The 26263-nt window shown below is 66.6% G+C and carries 33 protein-coding genes; 4 read left to right on the top strand and 29 right to left on the bottom strand.

Annotated elements, in window-relative coordinates; genetic code table 11:
* Positions 1–70 precede the first annotated feature (70 nt).
* Positions 71–1027 (top strand): LysR family transcriptional regulator, encoded by a 957-nt coding sequence (locus tag ACFFIO_RS02750; RefSeq protein ID WP_378040089.1) that lies wholly within the window; start codon positions 71–73, stop codon positions 1025–1027.
* On the opposite strand, the gene ACFFIO_RS02755 is transcribed toward ACFFIO_RS02750, so the two are convergent.
* Both ACFFIO_RS02755 and ACFFIO_RS02760 read right to left on the bottom strand, forming a co-directional pair.
* Positions 1024–2862: an ABC transporter ATP-binding protein gene (locus ACFFIO_RS02755; RefSeq protein WP_378040090.1), complete on the bottom strand. Its 1839-nt coding sequence runs from the start codon at positions 2860–2862 to the stop codon at positions 1024–1026. The two genes, ACFFIO_RS02750 and ACFFIO_RS02755, sit on opposite strands and share 4 nt — an antisense overlap.
* The gene (locus ACFFIO_RS02760; protein WP_378040091.1) at positions 2859–4706 is read right to left on the bottom strand and encodes an ABC transporter transmembrane domain-containing protein; all 1848 of its coding nucleotides are present in this window, start codon (positions 4704–4706) and stop codon (positions 2859–2861) included. Before ACFFIO_RS02760 ends, ACFFIO_RS02755 begins: the two co-directional genes overlap by 4 nt.
* A 574-nt stretch (positions 4707–5280) precedes the next feature.
* Between ACFFIO_RS02760 and ACFFIO_RS02765 the strand changes: the two genes are divergently transcribed.
* Positions 5281–6513 (top strand): peptidoglycan recognition protein family protein, encoded by a 1233-nt coding sequence (locus ACFFIO_RS02765; RefSeq protein WP_378040092.1) that lies wholly within the window; start codon positions 5281–5283, stop codon positions 6511–6513.
* A gap of 268 nt (positions 6514–6781) precedes the next feature.
* Here the strand turns inward: ACFFIO_RS02765 and rpsI are convergent, their stop codons facing one another.
* Positions 6782–7279, bottom strand: coding sequence for a 30S ribosomal protein S9 (rpsI, locus tag ACFFIO_RS02770; protein ID WP_188806067.1), 498 nt, complete (start codon positions 7277–7279; stop codon positions 6782–6784).
* A gap of 35 nt (positions 7280–7314) precedes the next feature.
* Positions 7315–7758 (bottom strand): 50S ribosomal protein L13, encoded by a 444-nt coding sequence (rplM, locus tag ACFFIO_RS02775; RefSeq protein WP_115931866.1) that lies wholly within the window; start codon positions 7756–7758, stop codon positions 7315–7317.
* A 546-nt stretch (positions 7759–8304) separates the two neighbouring features.
* Here rplM and ACFFIO_RS02780 point away from each other — a divergent pair.
* Positions 8305–10104 carry an HNH endonuclease signature motif containing protein gene (locus ACFFIO_RS02780; RefSeq protein ID WP_378040093.1) on the top strand — a complete coding sequence of 600 codons (1800 nt, stop codon included), beginning with the start codon at positions 8305–8307 and terminating at the stop codon, positions 10102–10104.
* Between the two features lie 22 nt (positions 10105–10126).
* On the opposite strand, the gene truA is transcribed toward ACFFIO_RS02780, so the two are convergent.
* Positions 10127–11017, bottom strand: coding sequence for a tRNA pseudouridine(38-40) synthase TruA (gene truA / locus ACFFIO_RS02785; protein ID WP_378040094.1), 891 nt, complete (start codon positions 11015–11017; stop codon positions 10127–10129).
* Between the two features lie 27 nt (positions 11018–11044).
* On the opposite strand from truA, the gene ACFFIO_RS02790 reads away from it, so the two are divergent.
* Positions 11045–11893 carry a CPBP family glutamic-type intramembrane protease gene (locus ACFFIO_RS02790; protein WP_378040095.1) on the top strand — a complete coding sequence of 283 codons (849 nt, stop codon included), beginning with the start codon at positions 11045–11047 and terminating at the stop codon, positions 11891–11893.
* A gap of 203 nt (positions 11894–12096) precedes the next feature.
* On the opposite strand, the gene rplQ is transcribed toward ACFFIO_RS02790, so the two are convergent.
* The 24 genes from rplQ to rpsS form a co-directional block, all read right to left on the bottom strand.
* Positions 12097–12663 (bottom strand): 50S ribosomal protein L17, encoded by a 567-nt coding sequence (rplQ, locus tag ACFFIO_RS02795; RefSeq protein WP_378040096.1) that lies wholly within the window; start codon positions 12661–12663, stop codon positions 12097–12099.
* A gap of 119 nt (positions 12664–12782) precedes the next feature.
* Positions 12783–13778 (bottom strand): DNA-directed RNA polymerase subunit alpha, encoded by a 996-nt coding sequence (locus ACFFIO_RS02800; RefSeq protein ID WP_378040097.1) that lies wholly within the window; start codon positions 13776–13778, stop codon positions 12783–12785.
* Positions 13779–13922: 144 nt separating this feature from the next.
* The gene (gene rpsK, locus ACFFIO_RS02805; RefSeq protein WP_115931872.1) at positions 13923–14327 is read right to left on the bottom strand and encodes a 30S ribosomal protein S11; all 405 of its coding nucleotides are present in this window, start codon (positions 14325–14327) and stop codon (positions 13923–13925) included.
* Between the two features lie 112 nt (positions 14328–14439).
* Positions 14440–14808 carry a 30S ribosomal protein S13 gene (rpsM, locus tag ACFFIO_RS02810; protein ID WP_115931873.1) on the bottom strand — a complete coding sequence of 123 codons (369 nt, stop codon included), beginning with the start codon at positions 14806–14808 and terminating at the stop codon, positions 14440–14442.
* A 330-nt stretch (positions 14809–15138) separates the two neighbouring features.
* The gene (gene rpmJ / locus ACFFIO_RS02815) at positions 15139–15252 is read right to left on the bottom strand and encodes a 50S ribosomal protein L36 (RefSeq protein WP_010145295.1); all 114 of its coding nucleotides are present in this window, start codon (positions 15250–15252) and stop codon (positions 15139–15141) included.
* Between the two features lie 40 nt (positions 15253–15292).
* On the bottom strand, positions 15293–15514 hold the full coding sequence (gene infA, locus ACFFIO_RS02820) for a translation initiation factor IF-1 (protein ID WP_010080397.1): 222 nt from the start codon (positions 15512–15514) through the stop codon (positions 15293–15295).
* Between the two features lie 391 nt (positions 15515–15905).
* Positions 15906–16745, bottom strand: coding sequence for a type I methionyl aminopeptidase (map, locus tag ACFFIO_RS02825; protein ID WP_378040098.1), 840 nt, complete (start codon positions 16743–16745; stop codon positions 15906–15908).
* A gap of 40 nt (positions 16746–16785) precedes the next feature.
* The gene (locus ACFFIO_RS02830; RefSeq protein WP_159552312.1) at positions 16786–17421 is read right to left on the bottom strand and encodes an adenylate kinase; all 636 of its coding nucleotides are present in this window, start codon (positions 17419–17421) and stop codon (positions 16786–16788) included.
* Between the two features lie 64 nt (positions 17422–17485).
* Positions 17486–18793: a preprotein translocase subunit SecY gene (secY, locus tag ACFFIO_RS02835; RefSeq protein WP_378040099.1), complete on the bottom strand. Its 1308-nt coding sequence runs from the start codon at positions 18791–18793 to the stop codon at positions 17486–17488.
* 251 nt (positions 18794–19044) lie between these two features.
* Positions 19045–19527 carry a 50S ribosomal protein L15 gene (gene rplO, locus ACFFIO_RS02840; protein WP_378040100.1) on the bottom strand — a complete coding sequence of 161 codons (483 nt, stop codon included), beginning with the start codon at positions 19525–19527 and terminating at the stop codon, positions 19045–19047.
* Positions 19520–19747 (bottom strand): 50S ribosomal protein L30, encoded by a 228-nt coding sequence (gene rpmD / locus ACFFIO_RS02845; RefSeq protein ID WP_115931879.1) that lies wholly within the window; start codon positions 19745–19747, stop codon positions 19520–19522. The genes rplO and rpmD overlap by 8 nt, the downstream gene beginning before the upstream one ends.
* Complete coding sequence (rpsE, locus tag ACFFIO_RS02850; protein WP_378040101.1) at positions 19740–20492, bottom strand: 30S ribosomal protein S5; 753 nt, start codon at positions 20490–20492, stop codon at positions 19740–19742. Before rpsE ends, rpmD begins: the two co-directional genes overlap by 8 nt.
* A gap of 38 nt (positions 20493–20530) precedes the next feature.
* The gene (gene rplR, locus ACFFIO_RS02855) at positions 20531–20905 is read right to left on the bottom strand and encodes a 50S ribosomal protein L18 (protein ID WP_378040102.1); all 375 of its coding nucleotides are present in this window, start codon (positions 20903–20905) and stop codon (positions 20531–20533) included.
* The gene (rplF, locus tag ACFFIO_RS02860) at positions 20905–21438 is read right to left on the bottom strand and encodes a 50S ribosomal protein L6 (protein ID WP_378040103.1); all 534 of its coding nucleotides are present in this window, start codon (positions 21436–21438) and stop codon (positions 20905–20907) included. Before rplF ends, rplR begins: the two co-directional genes overlap by 1 nt.
* A gap of 30 nt (positions 21439–21468) precedes the next feature.
* The gene (gene rpsH / locus ACFFIO_RS02865; RefSeq protein WP_378040104.1) at positions 21469–21867 is read right to left on the bottom strand and encodes a 30S ribosomal protein S8; all 399 of its coding nucleotides are present in this window, start codon (positions 21865–21867) and stop codon (positions 21469–21471) included.
* A gap of 71 nt (positions 21868–21938) precedes the next feature.
* Positions 21939–22550 carry a 50S ribosomal protein L5 gene (rplE, locus tag ACFFIO_RS02870; protein WP_378040105.1) on the bottom strand — a complete coding sequence of 204 codons (612 nt, stop codon included), beginning with the start codon at positions 22548–22550 and terminating at the stop codon, positions 21939–21941.
* The gene (gene rplX, locus ACFFIO_RS02875; RefSeq protein ID WP_115931885.1) at positions 22550–22891 is read right to left on the bottom strand and encodes a 50S ribosomal protein L24; all 342 of its coding nucleotides are present in this window, start codon (positions 22889–22891) and stop codon (positions 22550–22552) included. The genes rplE and rplX overlap by 1 nt, the downstream gene beginning before the upstream one ends.
* A gap of 3 nt (positions 22892–22894) precedes the next feature.
* Entirely contained in the window at positions 22895–23263 is a 369-nt protein-coding gene (rplN, locus tag ACFFIO_RS02880; RefSeq protein ID WP_115931886.1) for a 50S ribosomal protein L14, read from the bottom strand.
* A 419-nt stretch (positions 23264–23682) separates the two neighbouring features.
* Positions 23683–23976 (bottom strand): 30S ribosomal protein S17, encoded by a 294-nt coding sequence (gene rpsQ / locus ACFFIO_RS02885; RefSeq protein WP_378040106.1) that lies wholly within the window; start codon positions 23974–23976, stop codon positions 23683–23685.
* Positions 23973–24329: a 50S ribosomal protein L29 gene (gene rpmC, locus ACFFIO_RS02890; protein ID WP_378040107.1), complete on the bottom strand. Its 357-nt coding sequence runs from the start codon at positions 24327–24329 to the stop codon at positions 23973–23975. Before rpmC ends, rpsQ begins: the two co-directional genes overlap by 4 nt.
* A gap of 2 nt (positions 24330–24331) precedes the next feature.
* On the bottom strand, positions 24332–24748 hold the full coding sequence (gene rplP / locus ACFFIO_RS02895; RefSeq protein ID WP_115931888.1) for a 50S ribosomal protein L16: 417 nt from the start codon (positions 24746–24748) through the stop codon (positions 24332–24334).
* Complete coding sequence (rpsC, locus tag ACFFIO_RS02900) at positions 24748–25563, bottom strand: 30S ribosomal protein S3 (RefSeq protein WP_378040108.1); 816 nt, start codon at positions 25561–25563, stop codon at positions 24748–24750. Before rpsC ends, rplP begins: the two co-directional genes overlap by 1 nt.
* A gap of 3 nt (positions 25564–25566) precedes the next feature.
* The gene (gene rplV, locus ACFFIO_RS02905; protein ID WP_159552332.1) at positions 25567–25929 is read right to left on the bottom strand and encodes a 50S ribosomal protein L22; all 363 of its coding nucleotides are present in this window, start codon (positions 25927–25929) and stop codon (positions 25567–25569) included.
* A gap of 42 nt (positions 25930–25971) precedes the next feature.
* On the bottom strand, positions 25972–26253 hold the full coding sequence (gene rpsS, locus ACFFIO_RS02910) for a 30S ribosomal protein S19 (RefSeq protein WP_115931891.1): 282 nt from the start codon (positions 26251–26253) through the stop codon (positions 25972–25974).
* Positions 26254–26263 lie beyond the last annotated feature (10 nt).

Consider the following 26263-nt stretch of genomic DNA (forward strand, 5'->3'; position numbering starts at 1 on the left):
CTACCTATCAAGCCAATCAAAAGGCATGATGGGTCTATCAAACTCATCTATATTGGCCGAGGGGACGAGCATGGTGATCGCGGGATCCGGCTACGACATGAATCTCATGCGCACTTTCGTGGTTGTCTACGAGACGCGCAGCGTGACGGAGGCATCCAAGGCCCTCTTCGTCAGCCAGCCGTCCGTGAGCTACGCCCTCTCCAAGTTGAGGAAATTCTTCTCCGACCCCCTGTTCCTCAGGAATCGAACCGGACTTGAGCCAACCCCGGTGGCCGAATCGCTGTACCCGCAAATGGTCCAGGCCATCTGGCTGATGGACTCCGTGGTCCAGAACGCCACAGACTTCAAGGCCGCGGAGACCACGCGCACTTTCCGGCTGATGATGACCGACTTGGCCCTCATGGCCCTGTTCTCCTTCGTGGTCCAAGCCATCCAGGCCAAGGCACCCCGGGCGCGCATCGAGGTGACCCTGCTCGACGTGGCCCAACTGGAGGACAAGCTGCGCCGCAGCGAGATCGACGGGGCCATTGCCGTGCCGACGTTCTCCGAGGACATCGTGGTCCGCGACCACCTGATGGACATGCCCTACGTCGGCGTCTGCGCTGCATCGCATCCGCGGCTCTCCCCGGAACCGACAGTGGAGGACCTTGTCGCCGAACAGCGCATCGAGGTCTCGGGAGCACTGGGTCACCAGCACGTGGAGCGGACGCTCAGCGATCTGCACGGACATCAGCAACCTCCGATCGCCCTGCCCAACTACTCCGTGGTCGACGAAACCCTCGCCGCCACCGAGTCGTACTGCGTCGTGCCGCTGTTCCTCGGGGACATGTTCGTCAAGCGCAGCCCGGTGCGGAAATTCATCCTCCCGTTTACCCTGGAACCCGGCCATGTCGGCCTCCACACCCTGCGCCGGGTGGCCCCCTCTCCCCCGGTCGAGTGGCTGCGCCATGTCGTTGCCGAGGCCCTGGTCGCCTATCCCTATCCCCAGCACATCGGCGATTATGACGACAGCTGGTTCACGAACTAGCCACCAAACCACGCCCGACTGAGCTCCGCATAGGCCCCGCCGGCCGCCCGCAACTCATCGTGGGTCCCGGACTCCACGATCCGCCCGGCTGACATCACCAGGATCCTGTCCGCGGCCACGGCCTGGCTGAGCCGGTGGGCCACCACCAGTCCGCTTCGGCCTTGAAGCACCCGGGCCGCAGCGTCGTCCAGCCGGCGCGCTCCGGCCGAGCTGGCCTCCGCCGTCGCCTCGTCCAGCACCACCAGTTGCGGGTCCGCGAGCGCCACCCGGGCCAGGGCCAGCATCTGCAGCTGCATGGGATCCAGCCGGTAGCCGCCCTGCCCGACCTCGGTGTCCAGGCCCTGCGGCAGGTGCCCCACCCAACCGGCCCCCACGGACTCGAGGGCCGCCACCAGGGCCGAGCGGTCGGCCTCCGGCCGGGCCACACGCAGGTTCTCGGCCACCGTGGTGGCGAAGCCGTGCACCTCCTGGGAGACCATGGTGATTTGCTCACGCAGACTGCCCGGATCGGCCTCGACCAGCTCGATCCCGCCCAGTCGCGCCGTCCCGGACGTCGGTGCCGCCAGTCCTGCCGCGATCTGCGCCAGCGTGGACTTGCCCGCCCCGGTGGTCCCGACGACGGCCACCACCTCCCCCGGCCCGATCCTCAGGTGGACGTCGTGCAGGGCGGGGGTGCCGTCGTCGTAGGTGTGGGAGACGCCGGCCAGTTCCAGCGCGCCACCGTGCAGCCGCGCGGTGCGCTCGGGCACCGGCAGGGAGACGACGCCGGCCATCCGGGCCAGCGAGGCCCCGGCGGACTGGACCTGGTCGAACATGCCGACGAGCGCCCCGATCGGGTTGAACAGCCGGTGGAACAGCAGGGCCGCCGTGGTCACGGCGCCGGCGGTGATGTATCCGGCGGACACGAGCAGGAACCCTGCACCCAGGATGGCCCCGAGCACCACGGCCTCGGCCCGGTTGTTCCGGCTGAACGCGCGGGTGAGGAAGCCGAACACCCCGATGGACAGATTGCGGGCCTGGGCGGAGGCGGCGTGGATGCGCTCGAGTTCCGGGCCCTGGGCGTCATAGGCGCGCAGGGTCCGGGCCCCGGTGATCCCGCCCAGCAGCCGGGAGGCGCGGGTGCCGAAGGCGGCCCGTTCGTCCCGGTAGATCGGCCCGGAACGGGGCAGGTACCAGCGCAGGGTGGTCCAGTACATCGGGACGGCCAGCAGTCCCACGAGCCCCAGCCGCCAGTCGACCGCGACCAGGCCCGCGGCCGAGACCACCACCGTGAACAGGGACTGCACCACCAGGGGCACCACCGTGGTGGCCGCCTGGCTGACCTCGCGGGCGTCCTCGGCCACCCGGGACACCAGATCGCCGGTCTCGGTGCCGTCCAGCCGCGCCGAACCGATCCGCAGGGCCCGGTCCATCACGGCCTCGCGCAGCCTGGCCACCGTGGGTTCGGCGGCGCGGGCCAGCCACGCCTGGCCGGCCCAGGCGCAGGCGGCTGCGATCAGTCCTGCTCCGGCCACCGCTGCAGCGGCCCACCACACGGCAGCGGCAGGGGCGTTTGCACCGGGGCCCCCGGCAGTACCTGCGGCAGCGGCAGCGTCAGCGGCAGCCGGGGCTTGGTCGCCGCCGCCGACTCCGACGGCCAGCAGGACGTCCACGAGCCAGCCGATCATCCACGGCGCTACCAGGCCGGCGACGGCGGCCAGCAGGCCCGCGATCCCCACCAGCCACACGAATCCGCGTTGGCCGCGGGTGTGCCGCCAGAGCAGGCGGAAGGACTCTCTCGGCCGGGCCAAAGGAAGGGCCAGCGGCCGGGCGGTGTCCACACTCTGAACAGTCATCGGGCCACCGCCATCCGGTAGTCATCCGAGGACTCCAACAGGGAGTGGTGCGTTCCGGTGGAGGTGGTGCCGTCCCGGTGCACCTGCACCACGGTGTCCGCGGCGGCCAGGAAGGCCGGCGAGGAGGTCACCACCACGGTGGTGCGCGGGCCGGTGCGTGTGGTGGCGGACCCGGAGCCGTTCTCAGCGCGATACCCGGCGGCGGCCCCGGAACGCAGCGACTTCACGTCCTGGGCGATCTGGAACTCGGTGACGGCATCCACCGCACTGGTCGGCTCGTGCAGGACGAGCACCTCCGGATCGGCGTGCAGGGCGCGGGCCAGGGCCAGGCGCTGACGCTGGCCGCCGGAGAGGTTGCGGCCGCCCTCGTCCACCCGGTGCTCCAATCCGTCCGCGAAATGGCTGATGATCTCGGTGACGCCCGCCGCGGCCAGCACCGCCGGATCAATCTGGACGCGTCCACGGTCCGGGGTCCCGATGGTGGCCTGGGCACGGTGCGTGGTCTGGTGTGAGCGCCCCGGACCCTCGTGGTGCAGGGTGATGTTCGAACGCACCGTGCCGGCGAACAGGTCCACCCGATGCGGTGCCACCACCAGGTGGTCGGCCAGCCGTGGCACCAGGCGGCTGCGCGGATGCCCACCGATCAGCACCGTTCCGGCTTGATCCCCCAGTCCGTCCACGGCTTGGAGGATGGTCTCGGCCTGTGCAGGGTCATCCACCACCAGACCCAGGAACCGGCCCGGCGGCACCTCCAGATTCAGCCGGGGTGACGGGTCCAGCCGAGCTGGCCGGTCCAACCGGGCTGACCGGTCCGGCCGGGCTTCGCCACCGTGCCGGACACCTGCCTCCAGCGGGACCTGACCGTCGCGCTCGGCCGGGGCGCCGGCGTCGTGCCCGGGAGGCGTGACCAGCGCCAGACCGGTGATGCGCAGTCCAGCCGTCTCCGGGACCTCGTCACCGGTGGCCTCGGCCGGGACCGCGGTGAGGAAGTCGGCGATCCGCCGGGCCGCGCCGTGCGAGCGGACGAACGCGCCGATCATGTCCGTGATGGTGCGCACCGGCTCCTGGAAGAACACCGCGACCCCGACCACCGAGACCAGGGTGCCGATCGCCAGGTCGCCGGACAGCACGCGCTGGCCGGCCACCACCAGGACCAGTGCCAGCACGAGGGCGGTACCGAGGGCGCCGATCGCCTCCAACCGCCCGCTGCGCTCGGCCGTCACGACGCCGGCCCGGCCGGCCCGCTGCGACGCCTCCCGGTAGTGCGCGCTCGCCCAGCGTTCACCGCCTCCGGCGCTGAGGACCCGCAGGCCAGCCAGGATGTCACCGGCCCGGCGGCTGGCCAGGCCGATCGCCTCCTGCTGCGCGGTGGAGTGCCGTGAGATGGAGCGGGAGGCCAGGGCCACCAACAGCAGGCTGAGCGGCACGCCCACCAGCACCACGAGGCCCACCATCACGTCCGTGGCCAGCAGGTACACCGAGACCGCCACGAGGCCGATGATCGCGGAGCCGCCACCGGCGATCTGCCGGAACACCTGGGCGGTGACGTCTGCGTCCGCCGAGGACAGGGACAGAATCTCGCCCGCGTTTGACCGGGCGGCCACGGCGCCGGATGCCAGCGGCACCTCGGCGACCTCCACCCGCAGCGCGTGGGCCTCCTGATGCAGCGCGGTGTTGGCGAGCCGGGCGCCGAAGCGGTAGCCCAGGGAGAGCACGGTGAACAGCGCCGCGATCCCGAGCAGGGACAGGAGCATCGCCCGCCCGTCCAGGGGGACGATCGCCACGTCCACGATGATCCCGATGGCGATCGGCACGAAGGCCTCGCACACCTGCCACAGCGTCATCAGCGCCAGGCTCCCTGCCACGCGGCCCCGGCGACGGCGGATCGCGCGCCACAGCAGGTGGCCGGCGGTCGCCGGTGGATGGGTGGCAGGCGGCTTGGTGGCGGGCGGCTTGGTGGCAGGCGGCTTGGTGGCGGAGCGACGCGCGTTCGGTGCTGCCGGGTGCGACGGGGAGTGTGCGGTGGTTCGTGACGCCCGCGGAATCTCCGGGGCCTCTTGACCCTGGGGAGCCTGAGAAGCCGGCGGATCAGGCGATGTCGGCATGCTCGGACTCCTCGGGGTGGTGGCCAATCTGTCCATTGTCGTATGGAGTCGCCCGGGAGGTGACATCGGTGGACTCCGCCGTCATGGGTGCACGTGCGGGCAGGGCTGGTCAGAGCAGGCAACGTGCCGAGCCGATGACCGGCGGGACCGGGCCGGCGTCGTTGGTTCCCCGGCGTTTCTACCGGCATTGACGCACGTCACGTGCGTACGGTGGGGGCACCGTCTCAAGTCGACCACCACCAGCAGTCCGTCCCTCGTGTGCTTCCCCGGCAGTCCCCCGCGAGATGGCGAGCCGTTCTGAATGGAGCCTGACGTGACAGACCACATCACCGCACCCGCCCCCGCGCCTGCACCGGCGTTCGCCCCCGCACCCACAGCTGCAACCGCAGCCGCATCAGCGCCCGTGTCCTCCCGACCGGACCGACCAGCCCGCTTGTCCCGCCGCAGCCTGCTGCAGGGCACCGCCGCCCTAGGCGGTGTCATCGCGTTCGGGACCGCCGTCTCCGCCTCCACCACCCCGGCGTTCGCCGCCACCGTGAGCCGGCCGGACGTCATCTCCACGAGCGACTGGGGTGCCTCAGCCGCCAAAGGGTCGCTCCCGACCCTCACGCGCCGGCCGACGCACCTGGTCATCCACCACACCACCCACGTGAACTCGGACGACTTCTCCGATGCCGCCGCCAAAGAGGTGGCCCGGCTGATCCAGCGGAACCACATGACCAACGGCTGGGCGGACACGGGGCAGCAGTTCACCATCGCACGCGGCGGCCAGATGCTCGAGGGCCGGCACGGCTCGCTGGACGCCGTGGTGGACGGGAACCGCTTCATCGAGGGCGCACATGCCTACGGCTTCAATGACCAGTCGGTGGGCATCGAGGTCGACGGGATGTACACCAACGACGTCCCCACGGACGCGCAGTGGAGTTCCCTCGTGCACCTCAGCGCCTTCATCTGCCAGCGGTACGGGATCGGCGTGGACCGGATCATCGCCCACCGGGACGTGCCCGGCGCCCAGACCCTGTGCTGCGGGGACGCCTTCTACGGCAAACTCTCCGCCCTGCGTGACGAGGTGGCCTCGGCGCTGGCCAACGGGGTCGACGGCGGCTCGGGTCCCTCCGGCGACTACCCCACCGTGCGTCTCGGTGACGAAGGCGATGCCGTGCGCCGGGTCCAGGTCACCCTCGCTGCCATCGGCCATGATCCCGGCGCGGCCGACGGCGTGTTCGGCCCCGCGACCGAGAAGGCCCTGCGCGCGTACCAGTCCTCGCTCGGCACCGGAGTGGACGGCATCGCCGGTCCTCGTACCTGGGGCGCCCTCGCGACGCACCACGCCGCCGGCTCGACGGTGAGTTCCGGGGACAGCGGCACCGAGGTCGAGTACCTGCAGCGGGGCCTGAAGGCCTCCAGCGGCGTCGACCTGGCTACCGATGGCCACTTCGGGGACCAGACTGAGGCCGCCGTGTCCGCCTACCAGAAGGCCCGCGGGCTGGCCGTGGACGGGGTGGCCGGTGCCGAGACGTGGGCCGCCCTGAAGCACGGGCAGTAGGCCGCCGGCGGCAGGGGTCTCGCCGACTGCGGGCCTCCTGCGGCCAGCGGGCGCCATGCTGACTGCAGGCCATTCCTCAGCGGCGGGCGCCTCATGGGCAAGACAAAACCCCGTGGTCCCGGTTCCACGAAGGGAACGGGACCACGGGGTTCCGTGGGCCGACGCACGCCGGGTGACCGGCCGGCGTCGTGCGCGGGATTGCTCCTGCGCTACTGCATGCCGGGCGAGACCGCCGCAGCGGTCCCGCCCACCAGGGGCAGTGTGAAGATCAGCGCTTCGAGAACTGCGAGGCCTTGCGGGCCTTCTTGAGGCCGGCCTTCTTGCGCTCGACGACGCGAGCGTCACGGGTCAGGAAGCCGGCCTTCTTGAGAGCGGCGCGGTTGTTCTCGCGGTCGATCTCGTTCAGGGCGCGGGCGACACCGAGGCGCACGGCACCGGACTGACCGGAGGGGCCGCCACCGGTGATGCGCACGATGACGTCGTAGGCACCCTCGAGCTCGAGGAGCTTGAACGGATCATTGACTTCCTGCTGGTGCAGCTTGTTCGGGAAGTAGTTCTCGAGGCTGCGGCCGTTGATGGTCCAGGCGCCGGAGCCCGGGACCAGGCGCACGCGGGCGATGGCCTGCTTGCGTCGACCCACGGCGCCGCCGCCGACGGTCAGCGCGGGGCGCTCAGCGACAGCAACGGTCTCGGGGGCATTGGTGGACTCGGAGGTGTAGCTGGTCAGCTCCACTTCCTCGGTGGACTCATTCTCGTTGAGAGTCATGGTTCTCCTTGAAAGATTGTGGTGGTGCTGACCCGTTACTGGGCGACCTGGCCGATTTCGTACGTCTTGGGCTGCTGGGCGGTGTGGGGGTGCTCGGCACCGCGGTACACCTTGAGCTTGTGCAGCTGCTCAGCGGCGAGGGAGTTCTTCGGGAGCATGCCGCGGACGGCCTTCTCCACGGCGCGCACCGGGTTCTTCTCCAGCAGCTCCGCGTAGGAGACAGAGGAGAGACCACCCGGGAAACCGGAGTGGCGGTAGGCGCGCTTCTTCTCGAGCTTGGCGCCGGTCAGGGCCACCTTCTCGGCGTTGATGATGATGACGAAATCGCCCATGTCCATGTGGGGGGCGAAGGTCGGCTTGTGCTTTCCGCGCAGCAGTGTTGCGGTCTGGCTGGCAAGACGACCCAGCACGACATCAGTGGCGTCAATGACGTGCCACTGGCGGTCGGCATCGCCGGGCTTCGGGGTGTACGTACGCACGTTGTTTGCCTTCGTGTTCGGTGTCGGTTACAGATTCCCGGCCCGCGGCGGTGAGTCCGTGGGCCAGTCACTGAGTTCATCGGTGCGCAGCCGGTACGCCAGGTGAGGACTGGAGTGAGGCCGGGTCCGAAAGCTTCCCGGCGGCGCCCTGGGCTATCGCGACCATGCAACCAGGCCACCCGAGGGTACAGCGAATCCGGGAAAGGACACGCACAACGAAGGTCAATACTACCGTGTCCGCGCAGTAGGGGCAAAGCAGCTGGAAATCAGGGGAAATCGATCGGGGGGAATCAGGGGGAATCAGGGAAAGAAGTGTGGCGGGCTACTCCACAGATGGCCGATCGCGGCCTGTCATCCACAGATTCTCAGAAGCCCTTTTCGGCGTCCGCAGGGTGTGATCGAATGGACTCATTCGAACACATGTTCCCATGTTGCGGGGCAGAGAATCAGCAGAAGCCACCTCCACCGGCGGCGGGGAACAGGTACGGGAAAGCGCGTAGGGGAAAGCAAGACTCAGGGGAAATCAAGTAGGGAAAGGAGGGCGGCATGACTGACGAACACGAGTACCAAGACGGACTTGAGCGCCAGGACGAACAAAAGAACGAACACAGGAATGAGCACCAAGATGTGGACAACCACGGCTCAAGGACCGCCCCACTCCCTTCTCTGGACGAGCTCCCGCTCGGTCACCTGACGGCATTGTTGCAGGAGGCCACCCGAGCCGTCGTGCATCGCCTGTCCGGCCCCGAGGCCTTGCGCGAGTTCACCGCCATGACCGTCCCCGACGACAGCGGCGGTCGGGACTGGGGAGCCATGCTGCCTTCCCTTCCCGACGAGTCGGACGCGGCACCGGGGCCGGCAGGTGCCTCTGTCCCTGACCCGACCCCTGTCCTGAAGGGGGAAGCCTCCACTCATCCTGCCGCTGTCACCCTCCCGGTGCTGCACCAGGTCCTGGAGACCGTCGGGCGATCCGTTGCGACGGCCCAGATGACTTTGACGGGCCACACGGTGGAGGCCTTCGACAATCCACCAGAACGCCGTCGCCTTCTCGGACTCCCTCAGGGGAAGACCGCCTTCCGAGATGCAACCGATTACCTCAAGATCGCCCTGCGGATCGACGGTACCGAAGCCCGGCGCCGGACGCGTTGGGCGGCCACCCTGCGGCCGACCCGCACGCTGACCGGTGAGTCCCTGCCTCCTGCCCTCCCCCGGCTGTCCGCCGTCGTCCACGAAGGGAAATTGGACCGTGCCGCCGTGGACATCATCACCACGGCCTTAGACAACGTCCGGCAGATGGCCCGACGCGTGGAGGCCGATCCACAGGGCGTCTCCGACCTCCTGGATGACGGCGAGGAACGCCTGGTGGCGCAGGCCGAGGCCGTGGATCCGGGCACGCTTCGCAAAGTCGCGGCCCATTGGCTGAAGTGGGCCGAAGCGGCCCTGGATCCCGACGGCGCCGAGCCGAACGACGCCACACTGCCCCAGTTGCAGGGCCTGATCCGCAAGGGGGTACGCAATGGACTGCACCAGTGGCTGCTCGCGGTCAACGATGAGCAGAACGAGTACCTGCTGACGGTGGCGAACGCCGCCACCAATCCCCGTGCGTCCTACCGCGGCCAGTCGATGGAGGGTGCGGAAGGTGGCGTCCCTGGGGGTGAGGGCATGGATCAGCTGTTGACGGCGGAGGTCCAGTCCGAGGAGGACGGCTCCTTGACGGCGGTCGCTGCCGTCGATCCGCGATCAACCCAGCAGAAACAACTCGACGGGCTGATGGCGTGCATCGCCGGCGGCCTGGCCATGGTCGAGTCGGATCAGCTCCCCTCGACGGGTGGCACCCGCCCCCAGGTCTCGGTCCTGATCGACTTCCACACATTGCTGGGCGATCTGCAGAAGGCCGGCACGGTCACCGCTGAAGACCTCCTTCAGTTCGAGTCCTCAGCAACCTTCACCGGTCCGATGCATCCCACCAGGATCCGGGCCATGGCCTGTGATGCGGACATCCTCCCGGTGGTGCTCGGATCGAGCGGCGAGGTCCTCGACGTCGGCCGAGCGCAGCGCCTCTTCCCCGCCCGGCTCCGGCAGGCGGTCGCTGCCCGCGATGGAGGGTGCGCCGCACCCGGTTGCTGGATCCCGGCGCCATGGTGCGACGTGCACCATGTCGAACACTGGGAACACGGCGGACCCACCTCCGTCGACAACGGGGTCCTACTCTGCAACCACCATCATCACGCCGTCCACGCCGGCGCGTGGGACATCGACATGGACTCCGGCCGGCCCTGGTTCATACCGGCCCCTTATCTGGATCCACGTCGACAACCACAGCGCAATCGATTCTGGCGGAGATAGACCCATGGATCTCGGCCAGCAGTTACACAACGGTCCGACGCGCCCGTGTCCCAGCGGCGCGGGAGGCCAAAGCACGGGGATCGGAGCCGACGTCTGGGTATTCGACGTGCTCCAGTACCAGGGCGTGCGGCGGTGCGAGCCGCGTCTGCGAGTCACGGACCATGGCCTCCAGCCGTTCGCTGACCCAGCCGGCAGGATGGCGCCCCTCCCCCACCTGAACGACGGCCGCCACGAGGGCACGGACCATGTTGTGACAGAACGCGTCGGCCTGCAGTTGCGCGGTGATCAGTCCGGTTTTCCCGTCGCGGGTGAAACCGAAGTCCTGCAGTTCACGGATGGTCGTGGCGCCCTCCCGTGGCTTGCAGAAGGTCAAGAAGTCGTGGAGACCGAGCACGGCCTTCGCTTCGGCGTCCATCAGTTCGGCGTCCAACGATTCCCGGTGCCAGTACGTGGATCGACGGTTCAGCGGGTCTCGCGTCTCAGCGGAGTCGCTGATGGCGTACCGGTACGAGCGCCACAACGCCGAGAACCGCGCATCAAACCCCTCGGGTGCCAAGGAAGCTCCAGTCACCACCAGTGCACCCCGTTCGCGGCTCAGAGCGCCGCTGAGACGCCGCACCAGGGTCGACGCCGGCCCGGCCTCGTCCGGATCCCGCGTCACCGCATTCCATTCGGCCTCGGTCAGGTCAAAGTGCACCACCTGACCACGGGCGTGCACCCCGGCATCGGTGCGACCGGCGACCACGGTGCGAACGGGGCGGCGGATGATCGTGGCCAGCCCGTCCTCGAGGGCACCCTGGACGGTCGGCAGCCCCGGTTGGGTGGCCCACCCCTTGTAGTCGGTGCCGTCATAGGCCAGGTCCATCCGGACACGGACAAGGGCGGGATCAGACGGCGTGGGCATGGGGACCATTCTAAATCCCGGGCCAGAATGGACAGAATGGAGAACCTTGCGCCGTGGGTGGCCTATCTGTTGACCGTGCTGCCCGGAGTGGTGCTGGTCGGCATCATCGTGGCCCTGTTGCCGCGGCAGGCGCACGGGGCGCGAATCCTCATGCTGGTCCTCGGGTTCATCTTCGTCCGCGATGCTATGAGTCCCCACGGACTGTGGACGTTCGGCACGGCAGGTCCGTCCGGCACCTCGACGTCAGCCGACTCGTTCGAGCTGCCCGTCCTGTGGTTGCGCTTCACTGACGATCCCGTCGCCCTCCTGGTGATGACCGTGGCCTCGCTGGCACTCGCAGCAGCGATCGTCTTCGCGTGCCGGGACCTGCGGTGGATCGTGCTGTGGACGGGGCCACGATGGTGGACCTCAGCACTCGTGGGCCTGGCGGGCGTCGTGGTGATCGCGCTGCCCTTCCTGTACCTTCACGGCACCTTGGTCGAGTGGTTCCCCATCCTGGACGGCACCCCCTTGGCCCGTCCCTTGATTCCGGTTGAGGAGCGCGGCGGGACGGTGGCCGCCGGCGTGGTGGTCCTGCTGGCTGCCTTCGCCCTGTGCGGGAACCTGGTGGAGGAGGTCCTGTTCCGCGGCTTCCTCCAAGCCCACCTGGAGGACAATCTGCCAGGACGGTCGGGACGCTGGCGCGCAGCACTGCTCTCAGCCCTGATCTTTGCCGCCGGGCACCTGTTCCTCGCCTACAACCTCACCGGCGTGGGTTGGCCGCTGATCGCCTTCACCCTGTTCGAGGGACTCGTCTGTGCCGTCATCGCGATGCGCCACGGAGTCCTCGGGGCGACCGTGGCGCACGGGGGCGCCATCTTCCTGCTGACGTCCGGGCTCCTCTGACTTCTTCTGACCCGCCATAACCAGTCATGCCTGCCTAGAGCGGGCCGTGCCCCCACCGCAGAGCCCGATGGGCAGCCCACGCTCCAACGACGCGACCGTTAAACCCAACGACCCGCCCCCTCCGCACGTGATGTGCGTCGGAACGGGTCGTCCAGATGGTGTCTGGAGAAGACTCTGCAGACAGCCGGTTCAGACCGAGAAGATCACTTCTCTTCGGTCTTCTCCTCTGCGGCAGGAGCCTCAGCGGCTTCGGCTTCAGCAGCCGGAGCCTCAGCAGCCGGAGCTTCAGTAGCCTCGGCGGCCGGAGCGTCGGCAGCCTCGGCCACGGGGGCCTCAACCGGAGCGGCGGTCTCAGCAGCCTTCTCGGCCTCCTTGACCACGGCCTGCTTCGGGGACACCGGCTCCATGACGAGCTCGATGACTGCCATCGGGGCGTTGTCGCCATGACGGTTGCCGATCTTGGTGATCCGGGTGTAGCCACCCTCGCGCTCGGCCATGGCCGGGCCGATCACCGTGAACAGCTCGTGCACGATGGTCTTGTTGGTACGGTTCTTGGCCGAGATGATGCCCTGGACCTTGCGACGCGAAGCCAGATCACCCTTCTTGGCGAAGGTGATCAGACGCTCGGCGAAGGGACGCAGGCGCTTGGCCTTGGTCACCGTCGTGGTGATCTTCTTGTGCTCGAACAGGTTGGCCGACAGGTTGGCCAGCATGAGCCGCTCGTGGGCAGGGCCGCCGCCCAGGCGCGGTCCCTTAGTGGGGGTAGGCATTGGTGTTTCTCCTCAGATGGACCCTGACGGCTGCCGGCCATCAGGACACTATTGGTGGTGGTACAGCGAGTGAAGAGAGTGACTCAAGACCCGGCCGAAGCCCGATCCCGGTTCACGGCTCAGTACTCGCCGTAGGACTCCTCGGACTCCTGGGAGTGCAGCGAGGGGTCATAGCCAGCCGGGGAGTCCTTCAGGGACAGACCCAGTTCGGTCAGCTTTTCCTTGACCTCGTCGATGGACTTGGCACCGAAGTTCCGGATGTCCATGAGATCGGCCTCGGAGCGAGCAACGAGCTCGCCAACGGTGTGGATGCCCTCGCGCTTCAGGCAGTTGTAGGAGCGCACGGTCATTTCCAGGTCCTCGATCGGCAGGGCCATATCGGCGGCCACCGTGGTGTCCGTCGGACTCGGGCCGATCTCGATGCCTTCGGCTTCCAGGTTCAGCTCACGGGCCAGGCCGAAGAGCTCCACCAAGGTAGTGCCGGAAGAGGCCACGGCGTCACGCGGAAGCATGGACTCCTTGGTCTCGACGTCGAGGATGAGGCGATCGAAGTCGGTGCGCTGCTCCACGCGGGTGGCCTCGACCTTGAAGGTGACCTTCAGGACCGGCGAGTAGATGGAGTCGACCGGGATCCGGCCGATCTCCGCGTCACCGGTCTTGTTCTGGGCCGCCGTGACGTAGCCGCGGCCACGCTCGACGATGAGCTCCATGTCGAACTTGCCCTTGCCGTTCAGGGTGGCAATGTGCAGGTCCGGGTTGTGGACCTCGACACCGGCCGGGGACGTGATGTCCGCAGCGGTGACGACGCCGGGACCCTGCTTGCGCAGGTAGGCGACCACGGGCTCATCGTGCTCGGAGGAGACCGAGAGCTTCTTGATGTTCAGGATGACCTCGGTGACGTCTTCCTTCACTCCGGCGACGGTGCTGAACTCGTGCAGCACCCCATCCACGCGGATGCTGGTAACAGCAGCGCCCGGGATGGAGGACAACAGGGTCCGGCGAAGGGAGTTTCCGAGGGTGTAGCCGAAACCCGGTTCCAGCGGTTCGATGATGAATCGGGAACGGTTGTCGGCAACGACTTCTTCAGTCAGCGTGGGGCGCTGTGCAATGAGCACTGACATTTCCTTTCGGCGAGCGTCCGCCATATGACGCACACGATGGGTGGAAACGAATGGGGTGGGCGGGAGTGCACCGATACGCACGCCCCGGCTGGCCGGAAAGGACCGGAACCAGCCGAGGGGCGTGCGCTCGGTACGAGGTCAGACGCGGCGGCGCTTGGCCGGGCGGCAACCGTTGTGGGCAGAGGGGGTGACGTCCGAGATGGAGCCGACCTCGAGGCCTGCGGCCTGGAGCGAGCGGATCGCGGTCTCGCGGCCGGAGCCGGGACCCTTCACGAAGACGTCAACCTTGCGCAGTCCGTGCTCCTGAGCAGCCTTGGCCGCCTTCTCGGCAGCCATCTGTGCGGCATAGGGGGTGGACTTGCGGGAGCCCTTGAATCCCACATCGCCGGCCGAGGCCCACGAGATGACAGCACCGGTGGTGTCCGTGATGGACACAATGGTGTTGTTGAAGGTGCTCTTGATGTGGGCCTGGCCCACGGTGATGTTCTTCTTGTCCTTGCGACGAGGCTTGCGGGTGACCGCAGCACGTGTCTTGGGGGGCATATGTCTCTCCTACGAAAGCTGGTGTTGTGCGGAAGTGACTGTCTTGCTGGGGAGAAGCCGGAGGCAACCGTGAATCGGGAATGCGGCGCGGAGGCCGCCCCGTTCCGGGTGACTACTTCTTCTTGCCGGCGACAGTCTTCTTCGGGCCCTTGCGGGTACGGGCGTTGGTCTTCGTGCGCTGGCCGTGGACGGGCATGCCGCGGCGGTGGCGGATGCCCTGGTAGGAGCCGATCTCGACCTTGCGTCGGATGTCGGCTGCTACCTCGCGGCGCAGGTCACCCTCCACCTTGAAGTTGGCCTCGATGTAGTCGCGCAGTGCAACCAGCTGTTCGTCTGCCAGGTCCTTGACGCGAGTGTTCGGGTCGATGCCCGTCGCCTCGATGGCCTGCTCGGAGCGGGTCTGGCCCACACCGAAGATGTACGTGAGAGCGATGACGACGCGCTTTTCGCGCGGGATGTCGACGCCTGCTAGACGTGCCATATGGCCGTCCTCCTTGTTCTTCTGAAGCAAAGGTCTGCACCAGCACGTCCCCTCGCCTGGGAATCTCTTCCCTGCGGTACCTTGGTGACGGTTCCGGCGAAGTTCCGGAGTTTCATTCCGCCGACCGGCGTTGCCGCGGTTCGGGTCCCCGGCCCTTGCGTCCAGGGGTTGCCGTCTGCCTCGGTCCCCTGCTGGACCCCGGAGGGACTCAGGCAGGAATCCGTGGATTCCGGCTGTGCTGCTGTTTGGTCCGGATGGACCTGGTCATCCGGTTGTGCTCCGGCCGACCTGATGGGTGCTGCGCGTGGACAACCCCGTCGAAAGACGAGGTCAGCCCTGGCGCTGCTTGTGGCGTGGGTTCTCGCAGATCACCAGGACGCGGCCCTTACGGCGCACCACCTGGCACTTGTCACAGATCCGCTTCACGCTCGGCTGAACCTTCATGGTTCCTCCTCCAGCGCTTGCTGTTTAGTGGTGGATGGGTTTACTTGTAGCGGTACACGATACGGCCCCGGTTGAGGTCGTACGGGCTAAGTTCCACGACGACCCGGTCCTCGGGGAGGATTCGGATGTAGTGCTGACGCATCTTTCCCGAGATCGTGGCCAGAACAACATGCTCGTTCTGCAGACGGACGCGGAACATTGCGTTCGGCAATGCTTCACTGACCGTGCCCTCGACCTCGATGACACCTTCCTTCTTAGCCATGTCCTCCACTTACGTTGTGCCAGACTCCAGGCGTCGGCGCGGGCGGTGCATCCGCGTCGCAGGCGACTCGAATACCCCACGTCCGTTGGACGGATGAAACCAGGCGGGGATGTTTCCGGCTGTCCACCAGGGCGCAATCCGGGGGTACCTCGGGAATTCCGACGGAACTCCCCAGGACACGGCGCACCGCAGAGACAACCAGCAATCAATACTACTGGTTTCGAGCACAGAAGTGAAATTCACCCGCGTCAGAGTTGACCCATCTTGGGTGAAGAGGTAGCGCCTCGGGGAAAGAGGTAGCGCCTCGGAGAGGGGTATCGCCTCATCGTCGGACCGAAGCGTGACGAGCGCGGTTCAGATGAGCCCTACGGCTGCGTTCTACGCTTGCGCCCTACTCGCCGATGGGAACGGGCACCACGCCGAGCGGTGCGAGGTCGGCCGCGCCGCCGTCGGGCATGGAGAGCACCCAGATGCCGCCGCGATGCCGCGCGACCGAGTGCTCCCACTGGCTGGCGCGGGCCCCGTCACGGGTGACCACGGTCCAGTCGTCGGCGAGGACGTCCGTGGCCAGGCCGCCGCGCACGAGCATGGGCTCGATCGCCAGGCACAGCCCCGGCTTGACCTTGGGGCCACGGTGTCGGGACCGGTAGTTCAGCACGTCCGGCGCCTGATGCATGGCCGTGCCGATGCCGTGACCCACATAGTCCTGCAGGATGCCCAGCGGGGCGCCTGGCTGTGAGGAGACGAAATCATCGATGGCGTCGCCGATGTCGCCGATGTACTTGGCCGTGGCGAACGCAGCGATGCCGTGCCACAGGGCCTGGCGAGTGATCTCGGACAACCGCTCGTCCTCGGGATCGGCCGTGCCGGCTGCCGAAGACCCGAGAACCACGGTGCGGGCCGAGTCGGAGTGCCAGCCGTCGATGATGCACCCACCGTCGATCTTCAGCACGTCCCCGGCCTGGAGGACCCGCTCCCCCGGGATCCCGTGCACCACTTCCTCGTTCACCGAGGCGCAGATGGTGGCCGGGTAGCCGTAGTACCCCAGGAAGTTCGGCGTGGCGCCGGCCTCCTCGAGAACCGCAGCGAACACGGCGTCGACGGCGGCCGTCGTCGTTCCCGGGACAGCCGCCGCGACGGCTGCATCCAGGGCGCGGTGAAGGACCAGTCCGGCACGATGCATGGTCTGCATCTGCGGGACGGACTTCAGTTCGACCTGACGGCGGTTCATCACAGCGGCTTCTCGGATCCTTCGTTACGCGGGTACTGAATTACTCGGGGTTCTCGGCGTCGCCCTGGCCGATCGGCTGGACCACGGGGAGGTTACCGGTGCGCTCACGGACGGAGTACACGGCCTGGAGCAGGCGCTCGGTGATGTCGTCGATCTGGCCGGTGCCGTCCACGCGGGCCACGATGCCGCGGGACACATAGGACTCGATCACGGCCTGTGTCTGCTCGTGGTAGAGGTCCAGGCGGTGCTGGATGACCTCGGCGGTGTCGTCAGCACGCCCGTCGGTCTCCGCACGGTTCAGCAGTCGTGCGACGAGTTCCTCGTCCGGAACCGTCAGCTCGATGACGACGGTCAGGGCCTGCCCATCCTCCGTCAGGAAGCCGTCAAGGGCCTCCACCTGACCGGCAGTACGCGGGTAACCGTCCAGCAGGAAGCCGTGTTCGGCGTCGGACTGGCGGATGCGGTCGGCGACCATGCGGTTGGTGACCTCGTCCGGGACGAAGTCGCCATTGTCCATGTACTTCTTGGCTTCCTTGCCGAGCTCCGTCATTTCCTTGACGTTGTACCGGAAGATGTCGCCCGTGGAAATGGCCACGATGCCGAGCTTGTCCGCAATACGGGAAGCCTGGGTGCCCTTGCCGGACCCGGGAGGGCCCATCATCAGCATGCGGGTCATAGGTATTCCTTACTGTCGATCAGCGTGAATATTTGGTTTTCAGGAGTACGACTGGGGTTTACCGCTACCGCAGCAGGCCCTCGTAGTTGTGCTGTTCCATCTGCGCATTGATCTGCTTGATGGTCTGGAGCGCAACGCCAACCATGATGAGGATCGAGATACCGCCGAACGGGAAGTTCTGGTCGGCGTTGATCAGCACGAAGGCGATCATCGGGATCATCGCCAGGACACCAAGGTACATCGCGCCCGGGAAGGTGATCCTGCTGATGACGTACTCGAGGTACTTCTCGGTCGGGCGGCCAGCACGGACACCGGGGATGAAGCCGCCGTATTTCTTCATGTTGTCGCTGATCTCGACCGGGTTGAACGTGATCGTCACGTAGAAGTATGTGAAGCCGATCGTCAACAGGAAGAACAGGATCATGTAGACCGGATGCGAGCCGGTGCCGAAGTACTCGGAGAGGAAGATGACCCACTGCGGCGGGGTGGTGCCGTCCTGCGGGGTGTTGAACTGGATGAGGATGCCCGGGAGCATCATGATCGAGGACGCGAAGATCACGGGGATCACGCCGGCCATATTCACCTTGATCGGGATGTACGTGGACGTCCCACCCACGGTGCGGCGGCCGATCTGGCGCTTGGCGTACTGCACGGGGATGCGGCGCTGGGACTCCTCCACGAACACCACGGCCATGATGGTCAGCAGGCCCACGATCAGCACGATGCCGAACACCCGCCAGCCCTGCGTGGACCAGATCTGCCCCAGGCCGGCCGGGAAGCCGGCGGCGATGGACAGGAAGATCAGCAGGGACATGCCGTTGCCGACGCCCCGCTCGGTGATGAGCTCGCCGAGCCACATGATCAGGATGGTGCCGGAGGTCAGCGTGAGGATCATCAGCAGGATCACCGGGAGGCTGTCATCCGGAACGATCGGCAGGTTGCAGCCGAGCAACGCCCCGGTGCGTGCCAGCGAGACGATCGTGGTGGCGTTCAGCAGTGCCAGGGCCACGGTGAGGTAGCGCGTGTACTGGGTCAGCTTGGACTGGCCCTGGGCGCCTTCCTTCTGCAGTTCCTCGAAGCGGGGAATGACCACCCGCAGCAGCTGCACGATGATGGCCGCCGTGATGTACGGCATGATGCCGAGGGCGAAGACGGAGACCTGCAGCATCGCGCCGCCGGAGAACATGTTCACGAACGAATACAGGCCGCCCGTGGTGTTGCCCTGGTCCAGGCAGACCTGCACGGTCCCGTAGTCGACACCGGGGGCAGGAACGAACGCCCCGAGCCGGTAGATGACGACGATCCCTAGGGTGAACCAGATCTTTCGCCTCAGGTCGGGCGTCCGGAAAACCCGGGCAATCGCGCTGAACAAGCGTCCTCCTGGAGGTGGATGGTGCTGTGGTTGGACGCGGAAAGAAGAACTGGCGAAGGGTTGCCTTCGGCAGAACCGTTGCCGGAACCACTGACCGAGTCTAACGGAAAGAAGAAGGCCCCCGTGCCGCCATCCACGCAAAACGCACATGGACGGCGGCCCGGGGGCCAACTTTCGATTAACGCGAGGCTACGCTGAGCTCGCGCCGAACCGGGTCAGAACCGGACTCATCCAGTTCAGAGAGTTCCAGTTCAGAGGGTCTCGGTGGACCCACCGGCTGCGGAGATCTTCTCCGCTGCGGAGGACGAGAAGGCGTTCGCCTTCACGTTCACCGCCACGGTGATCTCGCCGGTCCCGAGGACCTTCACCGGCTGGTTCTTGCGGACCAGGCCCTTGGCGATCAGATCGTCCACGGTCACGTCGCCGCCGGCCGGGAAGTGCTCCGACAGCTTGTCCAGGTTCACGACCTGGAACTCGACCTTGAACGGGTTCTTGAAGCCACGCAGCTTCGGCAGACGCATCTGCAGCGGCACCTGGCCGCCTTCGAAGCCGGCCTTCACCTGGTAGCGCGCCTTGGTGCCCTTGGTACCGCGACCAGCGGTCTTGCCCTTGGACGCCTCGCCACGACCCACGCGGGTCTTGGCCTTCTTGGAGCCGGGGGCCGGACGCAGGTCGTGGACCTTGATCGCGTTCGAGCCTTCGACAGTGCTGTCAACTGAGCGTTCATCAGCCATTGTTGACCTCCTCAACCTTCACCAGGTGCGGCACGGTGTTGACCATGCCCACGGTGACCTCATCGGCCTTGCGGTTGACCGTGTGGCCGATCCGCTTGAGCCCGAGGGACCGCAGGGTGTCGCGCTGGTTCTGCTTACCGCCGATGGCGGACTTGATCTGGGTGATTTCCAGCGTGGCATCGCTCACGGCGACGTTCTTACGCGTGCTGAAATTAGCCATTGGCGGCACCTGCCTTCTCGCTCTTCTTCGCGCGATCCTGCTCCATGGTGCGGAGCATCGCGTGAGGAGCGACCTCGTCCAGGGTCTTGCCACGACGGGCAGCCACGGACTGGGGCTCCTCCAGCTGCTTGAGAGCATCCACGGTGCCACGCACGATGTTGATCACGTTGGCGGACCCCATCGACTTCGACAGCACGTCGTGAATACCTGCGCACTCCAGCACGGCGCGGACCGGACCACCGGCGATCACGCCGGTACCCGGGGAAGCCGGACGCAGGAGAACCACACCGGCGGCGTCCTCACCCTGCACGAGGTGCGGGATGGTGGAGCCGACGCGCGGAACGCGGAAGAAGGACTTCTTGGCCTCTTCCACGCCCTTCTGGATGGCGGCCGGAACTTCCTTGGCCTTGCCGTAGCCGACGCCCACCAGGCCGTCGCCGTCGCCCACGATCACCAGGGCGGTGAAGGAGAACCGACGACCACCCTTGACGACCTTGGACACACGGTTGATGGCCACGACGCGCTCCAGGAACTTGTCCTTGTCGTCGTCGCGACCGCCACGGCCACCACGGTCATCGCGGCGACCGCCACGGCCACCGCGATCGTTGCCGCCGGCGTTGCCGCGGCCGCGGTCGTTGCCGCCACGGCCGCCACGGTTGCCCTGGCCTTCAGTGGACTGGCTGGCCGAACCGGCAGCGGTCTCAGACGCGCCGCCAGCGGCAGTGTTCTCGGTGTTTTCGGTCACCTGAGTGTCCTTCTTGTTGCTCTCGGTGTTCGACTCGCTCACAGCTGCAGCCCACCTTCCCGGGCACCGTCAGCGACGGCGGCCACACGACCGTGGTACTTGTTGCCGCCGCGGTCGAAGACCACGGCCTCAATGCCGGCGGCCTTGGAACGCTCGGCCACCAACTCGCCGACCTTCTTCGCCTTGGCGGACTTGTCGCCCTCGAGGGCGCGCAGGTCGGCTTCCATGGTGGAGGCCGAGGCCAGGGTGACACCGCGGGTGTCGTCCACGACCTGCACGAAGATGTGACGTGCAGAGCGGTTGACCACCAGACGGGGACGGACGGCAGTGCCGGAGATCCGCTTGCGGACGCGCAAGTGGCGGCGGGTGCGGGAAACGATCTTCCCCTTGCCCTTCACTTTCAGCGTGGACATTACTTACCTGCCTTTCCGGCCTTGCGGCGAATAACCTCGCCTGCGTAACGCACACCCTTACCCTTGTACGGGTCAGGACGGCGCAGCTTGCGGATGTTCGCAGCGGTCTCGCCGACGCGCTGCTTGTCGATGCCGACCACGGTCACCTTGTTGCCCTCGACCTTGAAGGAGATTCCCTCCGGGGCCTTGACGGGAACGGGGTGCGAGTAGCCGAGTGCGAACTCGAGGTCCGAGCCCTTGGCCAGCACGCGGTAACCGGTGCCGATGACCTCGAGCTGCTTCTCGTAACCGTCGGTGACACCGACGATCATGTTCGAGATGAGGGTACGGGTCAGGCCGTGCAGCGAACGCGATTCGCGCTCGTCGTTCGGGCGGGTCACCGTGACGGTGCCCTCCTCGATCGAGACCTCGATCGGGCTGGCCACTGCGTGGCTCAGCTCGCCCTTGGGGCCCTTGACGGCGACGTTCGGTCCGTCGATCTTGATCTCGACGCCGGACGGCACGGTAATCGGAAGACGTCCAATACGTGACATGTCTGTTCTACCTTTCTTCCGTCTTAGCCGTTACCAGACGTAAGCGAGGATTTCCCCACCTACGCCCTTCTTGGCTGCCTGGCGGTCGGTGAGCAGACCGGAGGAGGTGGACAGGATGGCGATACCCAGGCCGCCCAGCACGTGCGGCAGGTTGGTGGACTTGGCGTACACGCGCAGACCGGGCTTGGAGATGCGGCGCAGGCCGGCGATGGCCCGCTCGCGCTGAGGACTGAACTTCAGCTCGATGACGAGCTTCTTGCCCACCCGGGCGTCCTCTTCCTTGTAGTCAGCGATGTAGCCCTCGGACTTGAGGATGTCGGCCACGCGAATCTTCAGCTTGGACGACGGCATTTCCACGGAATCGTGGAAGGCCGAGTTGGCGTTGCGCAGACGCGTCAGCATGTCTGCGACAGGATCTGTCATGGTCATGTGGGCTTCGTGCCCTTCCTCGTTGCGGTTTCCCTTCCCGGTACACCGGTGGGGACCTGCAACGTAGATAATTACTTCTGAGTGGACTTCGTGGGCTTGTCGAACGGCTGGAACGGGAAGCCGAGCGCCTTGAGCAGCGCGCGTCCCTCATCGTCCGTCTTGGCGGTGGTCACCACAGTGATGTCCATGCCGCGCACGCGGTCGATCTTGTCCTGGTCGATCTCGTGGAAGACCGACTGCTCGGCCAGACCGAAGGTGTAGTTGCCGTTGCCGTCGAACTGCTTCGGCGACAGGCCGCGGAAGTCACGGATGCGCGGCAGCGCAAAGGTGACCAGGCGGTCCAGGAACTCCCACATGCGGTCGCCACGCAGGGTCGCGTGGGTGCCGATCGGCATGCCCTCACGCAGCTTGAACTGCGCGATGGACTTGCGGGCCTTGGTCACCTGCGGCTTCTGGCCCGTGATCTGGGTCAGGTCGCGGATGGCGCCGTCGATGATCTTCGAGTCCTTGGCGGCCTCGCCGACACCCATGTTCACGACGACCTTCACGAGGCCGGGGATCTGCATGAGGTTGGCGTAGGCGAACTCCTCCTGAAGGGTCCCGCGGATCTCTTCGCGGTACTTGGTCTTCAGGCGCGGGGCCACCTTCGGGGCGGTGGTGTCTGCAGTCTGCACCTCAGTCATCACAGCTCCTTTCCGGAGGCCTTGGCGAAGCGGACCTTGACGGTCTTGGACTCGCCGTTCTTCTCCACGGTCTCGAAGCGGTAACCCACGCGGGTCGGCTTCTGGGTCTCGGGATCCACGACGGCCACGTTCGAGACGTGAACGGGGGCCTCGACGACCTGCAGGCCGCCTTCGGTGGAACCGTTGTTGTTCTGGCCGGCACGCAGGTGCTTGGTGACGCGGTTGACGCCTTCCACCAGCACCCGGTCACGGGACGGGAAGACGCGCAGGACCTTGCCCTGCTTGCCCTTGTCCTTGCCGGCGATGATCTGGACGAGGTCGTCCTTCTTGATCTTCGACATGTGTCAGATCACCTCCGGTGCCAGCGACACGATCTTCATGAACTTCTTGTCACGCAGCTCGCGGCCCACGGGGCCGAAGATGCGCGTGCCTCGGGGCTCGCCATCGGTCTTGAGGATGACGGCGGCGTTCTCGTCGAACTTGATGTAGGAGCCATCGGGACGACGGCGTTCCTTCTTGGTCCGAACGATGACTGCCTTGACGACGTCGCCCTTCTTGACGTTGCCGCCCGGGATGGCGTCCTTCACGGTGGCGACGATGGTGTCGCCGATACCTGCATAGCGGCGTCCGGATCCACCGAGAACACGGATGGTCAAGATTTCCTTGGCACCAGTGTTGTCGGCGATCTTAAGCCGCGATTCCTGCTGAATCACTCATTACTCCTGTCGTCGCGCTGGTTCTCCCCCGAAGCCGGGCGAGCCTTGCGGAACGGATATTTTGATGTTCTCGGGCCACTTACCCTTGCCCCAGTGGCGTATGGGCCGGTTGCAGAGCCTTCCGGTCCCCCTGTCAGACGGGCACCAGCGCTGCAACAACCGTCCATCCGCAGGGCAAGGCCGAGGCGGCTGATCGAGAAGTTTTGCGAAACCCTTGGCGCGCGGGGTGGATAGTCCCGCCAACAAGGGCGCACAGATGGTCCATCTTAGCCCACCGGGGGCCCGGCGGGCTAATTGCCCTCTGTGGTAGCGGACCATCACCACCACCCCAACGCACGACGCCGGCCGTCACCGCACGTATGCGGTGCCGGCCGGCGTCGGGCTGGGCTTGTCCTGAGGTTGTGGTGACCTCGCGCTTACTTGGCGCGCTCGGTGACCTCGACCAGGCGCCACCGCTTGGTGGCGGAGTACGGACGGGTCTCGGTGAGGATGACACGGTCGCCGACGCCGGCGGTGTTCTCCTCGTCGTGGACCTTCAGCTTCTTGGAGGTGCGCAGCACCTTGCCGTACAGGGCGTGCTTCTTCAGGTCCTGGACCTGCACGACGATCGTCTTGTCCATCTTGTCGGACACGACGATGCCGCGGAGCGACCTGCGGCGGCCACGCTCCGAGGCCTCGTTGGCTGCAGATGCGTTCGCGTTCTCGGTCACTTGGCCTCCTCCTCGGTCTTCTCGGTCTCCTCGGCCGGAGTGGCCTTGGTTGCCTGGGTGCTCTTCTTGGCGGCCTTCTTGGAAGCCTTGTCAGCCTTCGCCTCCGCGACGTCCTCGGCCGGAGCCTCGACGTCCTCACGGATGCCCAGCTCGCGCTCACGCAGGATCGTGTAGATCCGGGCGATGTCGCGCTTGACGGTCTTCAGACGGCCGTGGTTGTCCAGCTGGCCGGTGGCCGACTGGAAACGCAGGTTGAACAGTTCCTCCTTGGAGCGCTTGAGCTCCTCGGCCAAACGGGCGTTGTCCAGGCCGTCCATGGCCTCGACGTTCAGTTCCTTCGAACCGGTAGCCATGATCACTCACCACCCTCTCGGCGGACGATACGTGCCTTCAAAGGCAGCTTGTGCATAGCCAGTCGCAGCGCCTCGCGGGCCACGTCCTCGCTGACGCCGGAGAGCTCGAAGAGCACGCGACCCGGCTTGATGTTGGCGACCCACCACTCGGGCGAACCCTTACCGGAACCCATGCGGGTTTCGGCCGGCTTCTTGGTGAGCGGACGGTCCGGGTAGATGTTGATCCACACGGTGCCGCCGCGCTTGATGTAGCGCGTCATGGCGATACGAGCGGACTCGATCTGACGGTTGGTCACGTAGGCCGGGGTCAGGGCCTGGATGCCCCACTCGCCGAACGTGACGGCGGTGCCGCCCTTGGCCATGCCCGAGCGCTTCGGGTGGTGCTGCTTGCGGTGCTTGACTCGACGCGGAATCAACATCAGGCATTTCCTCCTTCAGCGGGCGCAGGGGAGCCTGCAGCAGCCGAGTCCTGACGCGGGGCGCGGTCGTTGCGACGGCGGCGATCGCCACCACCGGGACCACCGGGTCCGCGACGGTCGCCGCCGCGGGCCCCACGGCCGGACGGTGCAGCAGCTTCCTTGGCGGCCAATTCCTTGGCCGTCAGGTCGCCCTTGTAGATCCAGACCTTCACGCCGATGCGGCCGAAGGTGGTCTTGGCTTCGAACTTGCCGAAATCGATGTTCGCGCGCAGGGTGTGCAGCGGCACACGGCCTTCGCGGTAGAACTCTGAGCGCGACATCTCGGCGCCACCCAGGCGACCGGCGCACTGGATGCGGATGCCCTTGGCACCTGCACGAGTGGCGGACTGGATGGCCTTCTTCATCGCACGGCGGAACGCCACGCGCGAAGCGAGCTGCTCGGCCACACCCTGGGCGACCAGCTGGGCATCGATCTCGGGGTTCTTGACCTCGAGGATGTTCAGCTGGATCTGCTTGCCGGTGAGCTTCTCGAGCTCGGTGCGGATGCGATCGGCCTCGGCGCCGCGGCGGCCGATGACGATGCCGGGACGAGCGGTGTGGATGTCCACACGCACACGGTCACGGGTCCGCTCGATCTCCACCTTCGAGATGCCGGCGCGCTCCATGCCGATGGTCATCAGCTCGCGGATCTTGATGTCTTCCTTCAGGAAGTCCTTGTACCGCTGGCCTTCCTTGCTGGAGTCAGCGAACCAGTGCGAGACGTGGTCGGTGGTGATGCCGAGGCGGAAACCGTTCGGGTTGATCTTCTGACCCATGGGTTACTTCCCCTCCTCTTCCTCGGTCGCAACGACCACGGTGACGTGGCTGGTGCGCTTGTTGATGCGTCCGGCGCGGCCCTGGGCACGCGGCTGGAAACGCTTCATGGTCGGTCCTTCGTCGACGAAGGCCTCGGTGATGAACAGGGCGTCCTCGTTGAACGCCGTGCCCTCGCGGTCGGCCTTGACCCGGGCGTTGGCCACCGCGGAGGCGACCAGCTTGTACACCGGCTCCGAAGCGCCCTGCTGGGCAAACTTCAGAATGGCCAATGCTTCGTTCGCCTGCTTGCCACGGACAAGGTTGACGACGCGCCGGGCCTTCATCGGCGTTACACGCAGGTGGCGCGCAATTGCCTTGGCTTCCATTGCTTTCCTTCTTTCGAGTGTCTCGGACGGTCAAGCCCCGCGTCAGCGGCGCTTGCCCTTCCGGTCGTCTTTCACGTGACCGCGGAAAGTCCGCGTGAGTGCAAACTCGCCGAGCTTGTGCCCGACCATCGACTCGGTGATGAACACCGGGATGTGCTTGCGTCCGTCGTGCACCGCGATCGTGTGCCCGAGCATGTCGGGGATGATCATGGACCGGCGGGACCAGGTCTTGATGACGTTCTTGGTGCCCTTTTCGTTCTCAGCGTCCACCTTGAGGTAGAGGTGCTGATCAACGAAGGGGCCCTTCTTCAGGCTACGTGGCATGTCTCCAGGC

The organism is Citricoccus parietis, from assembly GCF_042433045.1.
Classification (GTDB): Bacteria; Actinomycetota; Actinomycetes; order Actinomycetales; family Micrococcaceae; genus Citricoccus; species Citricoccus parietis.

Excerpts from the sequence above, each read along its gene's own strand:
- ACFFIO_RS02750 (WP_378040089.1), top strand. The coding sequence starts at position 71 with ATGGTGATCGCGGGATCCGGCTACGACATGAATCTCATGCGCACTTTC.
- ACFFIO_RS02755 (WP_378040090.1), bottom strand. The coding sequence starts at position 2,862 with ATGACTGTTCAGAGTGTGGACACCGCCCGGCCGCTGGCCCTTCCTTTG.
- ACFFIO_RS02760 (WP_378040091.1), bottom strand. The coding sequence starts at position 4,706 with ATGACGCTGTGGCAGGTGTGCGAGGCCTTCGTGCCGATCGCCATCGGG.
- rpsI (WP_188806067.1), bottom strand. The coding sequence starts at position 7,279 with ATGACTCTCAACGAGAATGAGTCCACCGAGGAAGTGGAGCTGACCAGC.
- ACFFIO_RS02780 (WP_378040093.1), top strand. The coding sequence starts at position 8,305 with ATGACTGACGAACACGAGTACCAAGACGGACTTGAGCGCCAGGACGAA.
- truA (WP_378040094.1), bottom strand. The coding sequence starts at position 11,017 with ATGGTCCCCATGCCCACGCCGTCTGATCCCGCCCTTGTCCGTGTCCGG.
- ACFFIO_RS02790 (WP_378040095.1), top strand. The coding sequence starts at position 11,045 with ATGGAGAACCTTGCGCCGTGGGTGGCCTATCTGTTGACCGTGCTGCCC.
- rplQ (WP_378040096.1), bottom strand. The coding sequence starts at position 12,663 with ATGCCTACCCCCACTAAGGGACCGCGCCTGGGCGGCGGCCCTGCCCAC.
- rpsK (WP_115931872.1), bottom strand. The coding sequence starts at position 14,327 with ATGCCCCCCAAGACACGTGCTGCGGTCACCCGCAAGCCTCGTCGCAAG.
- rpsM (WP_115931873.1), bottom strand. The coding sequence starts at position 14,808 with ATGGCACGTCTAGCAGGCGTCGACATCCCGCGCGAAAAGCGCGTCGTC.
- rpmJ (WP_010145295.1), bottom strand. The coding sequence starts at position 15,252 with ATGAAGGTTCAGCCGAGCGTGAAGCGGATCTGTGACAAGTGCCAGGTG.
- infA (WP_010080397.1), bottom strand. The coding sequence starts at position 15,514 with ATGGCTAAGAAGGAAGGTGTCATCGAGGTCGAGGGCACGGTCAGTGAA.
- map (WP_378040098.1), bottom strand. The coding sequence starts at position 16,745 with ATGAACCGCCGTCAGGTCGAACTGAAGTCCGTCCCGCAGATGCAGACC.
- ACFFIO_RS02830 (WP_159552312.1), bottom strand. The coding sequence starts at position 17,421 with ATGACCCGCATGCTGATGATGGGCCCTCCCGGGTCCGGCAAGGGCACC.
- rplO (WP_378040100.1), bottom strand. The coding sequence starts at position 19,527 with ATGGCTGATGAACGCTCAGTTGACAGCACTGTCGAAGGCTCGAACGCG.
- rpmD (WP_115931879.1), bottom strand. The coding sequence starts at position 19,747 with ATGGCTAATTTCAGCACGCGTAAGAACGTCGCCGTGAGCGATGCCACG.
- rplR (WP_378040102.1), bottom strand. The coding sequence starts at position 20,905 with ATGTCCACGCTGAAAGTGAAGGGCAAGGGGAAGATCGTTTCCCGCACC.
- rplF (WP_378040103.1), bottom strand. The coding sequence starts at position 21,438 with ATGTCACGTATTGGACGTCTTCCGATTACCGTGCCGTCCGGCGTCGAG.
- rpsH (WP_378040104.1), bottom strand. The coding sequence starts at position 21,867 with ATGACCATGACAGATCCTGTCGCAGACATGCTGACGCGTCTGCGCAAC.
- rplE (WP_378040105.1), bottom strand. The coding sequence starts at position 22,550 with ATGACTGAGGTGCAGACTGCAGACACCACCGCCCCGAAGGTGGCCCCG.
- rplX (WP_115931885.1), bottom strand. The coding sequence starts at position 22,891 with ATGTCGAAGATCAAGAAGGACGACCTCGTCCAGATCATCGCCGGCAAG.
- rpmC (WP_378040107.1), bottom strand. The coding sequence starts at position 24,329 with ATGGCTACCGGTTCGAAGGAACTGAACGTCGAGGCCATGGACGGCCTG.
- rplP (WP_115931888.1), bottom strand. The coding sequence starts at position 24,748 with ATGTTGATTCCGCGTCGAGTCAAGCACCGCAAGCAGCACCACCCGAAG.
- rpsC (WP_378040108.1), bottom strand. The coding sequence starts at position 25,563 with ATGGGTCAGAAGATCAACCCGAACGGTTTCCGCCTCGGCATCACCACC.
- rplV (WP_159552332.1), bottom strand. The coding sequence starts at position 25,929 with ATGGAAGCCAAGGCAATTGCGCGCCACCTGCGTGTAACGCCGATGAAG.
- rpsS (WP_115931891.1), bottom strand. The coding sequence starts at position 26,253 with ATGCCACGTAGCCTGAAGAAGGGCCCCTTCGTTGATCAGCACCTCTAC.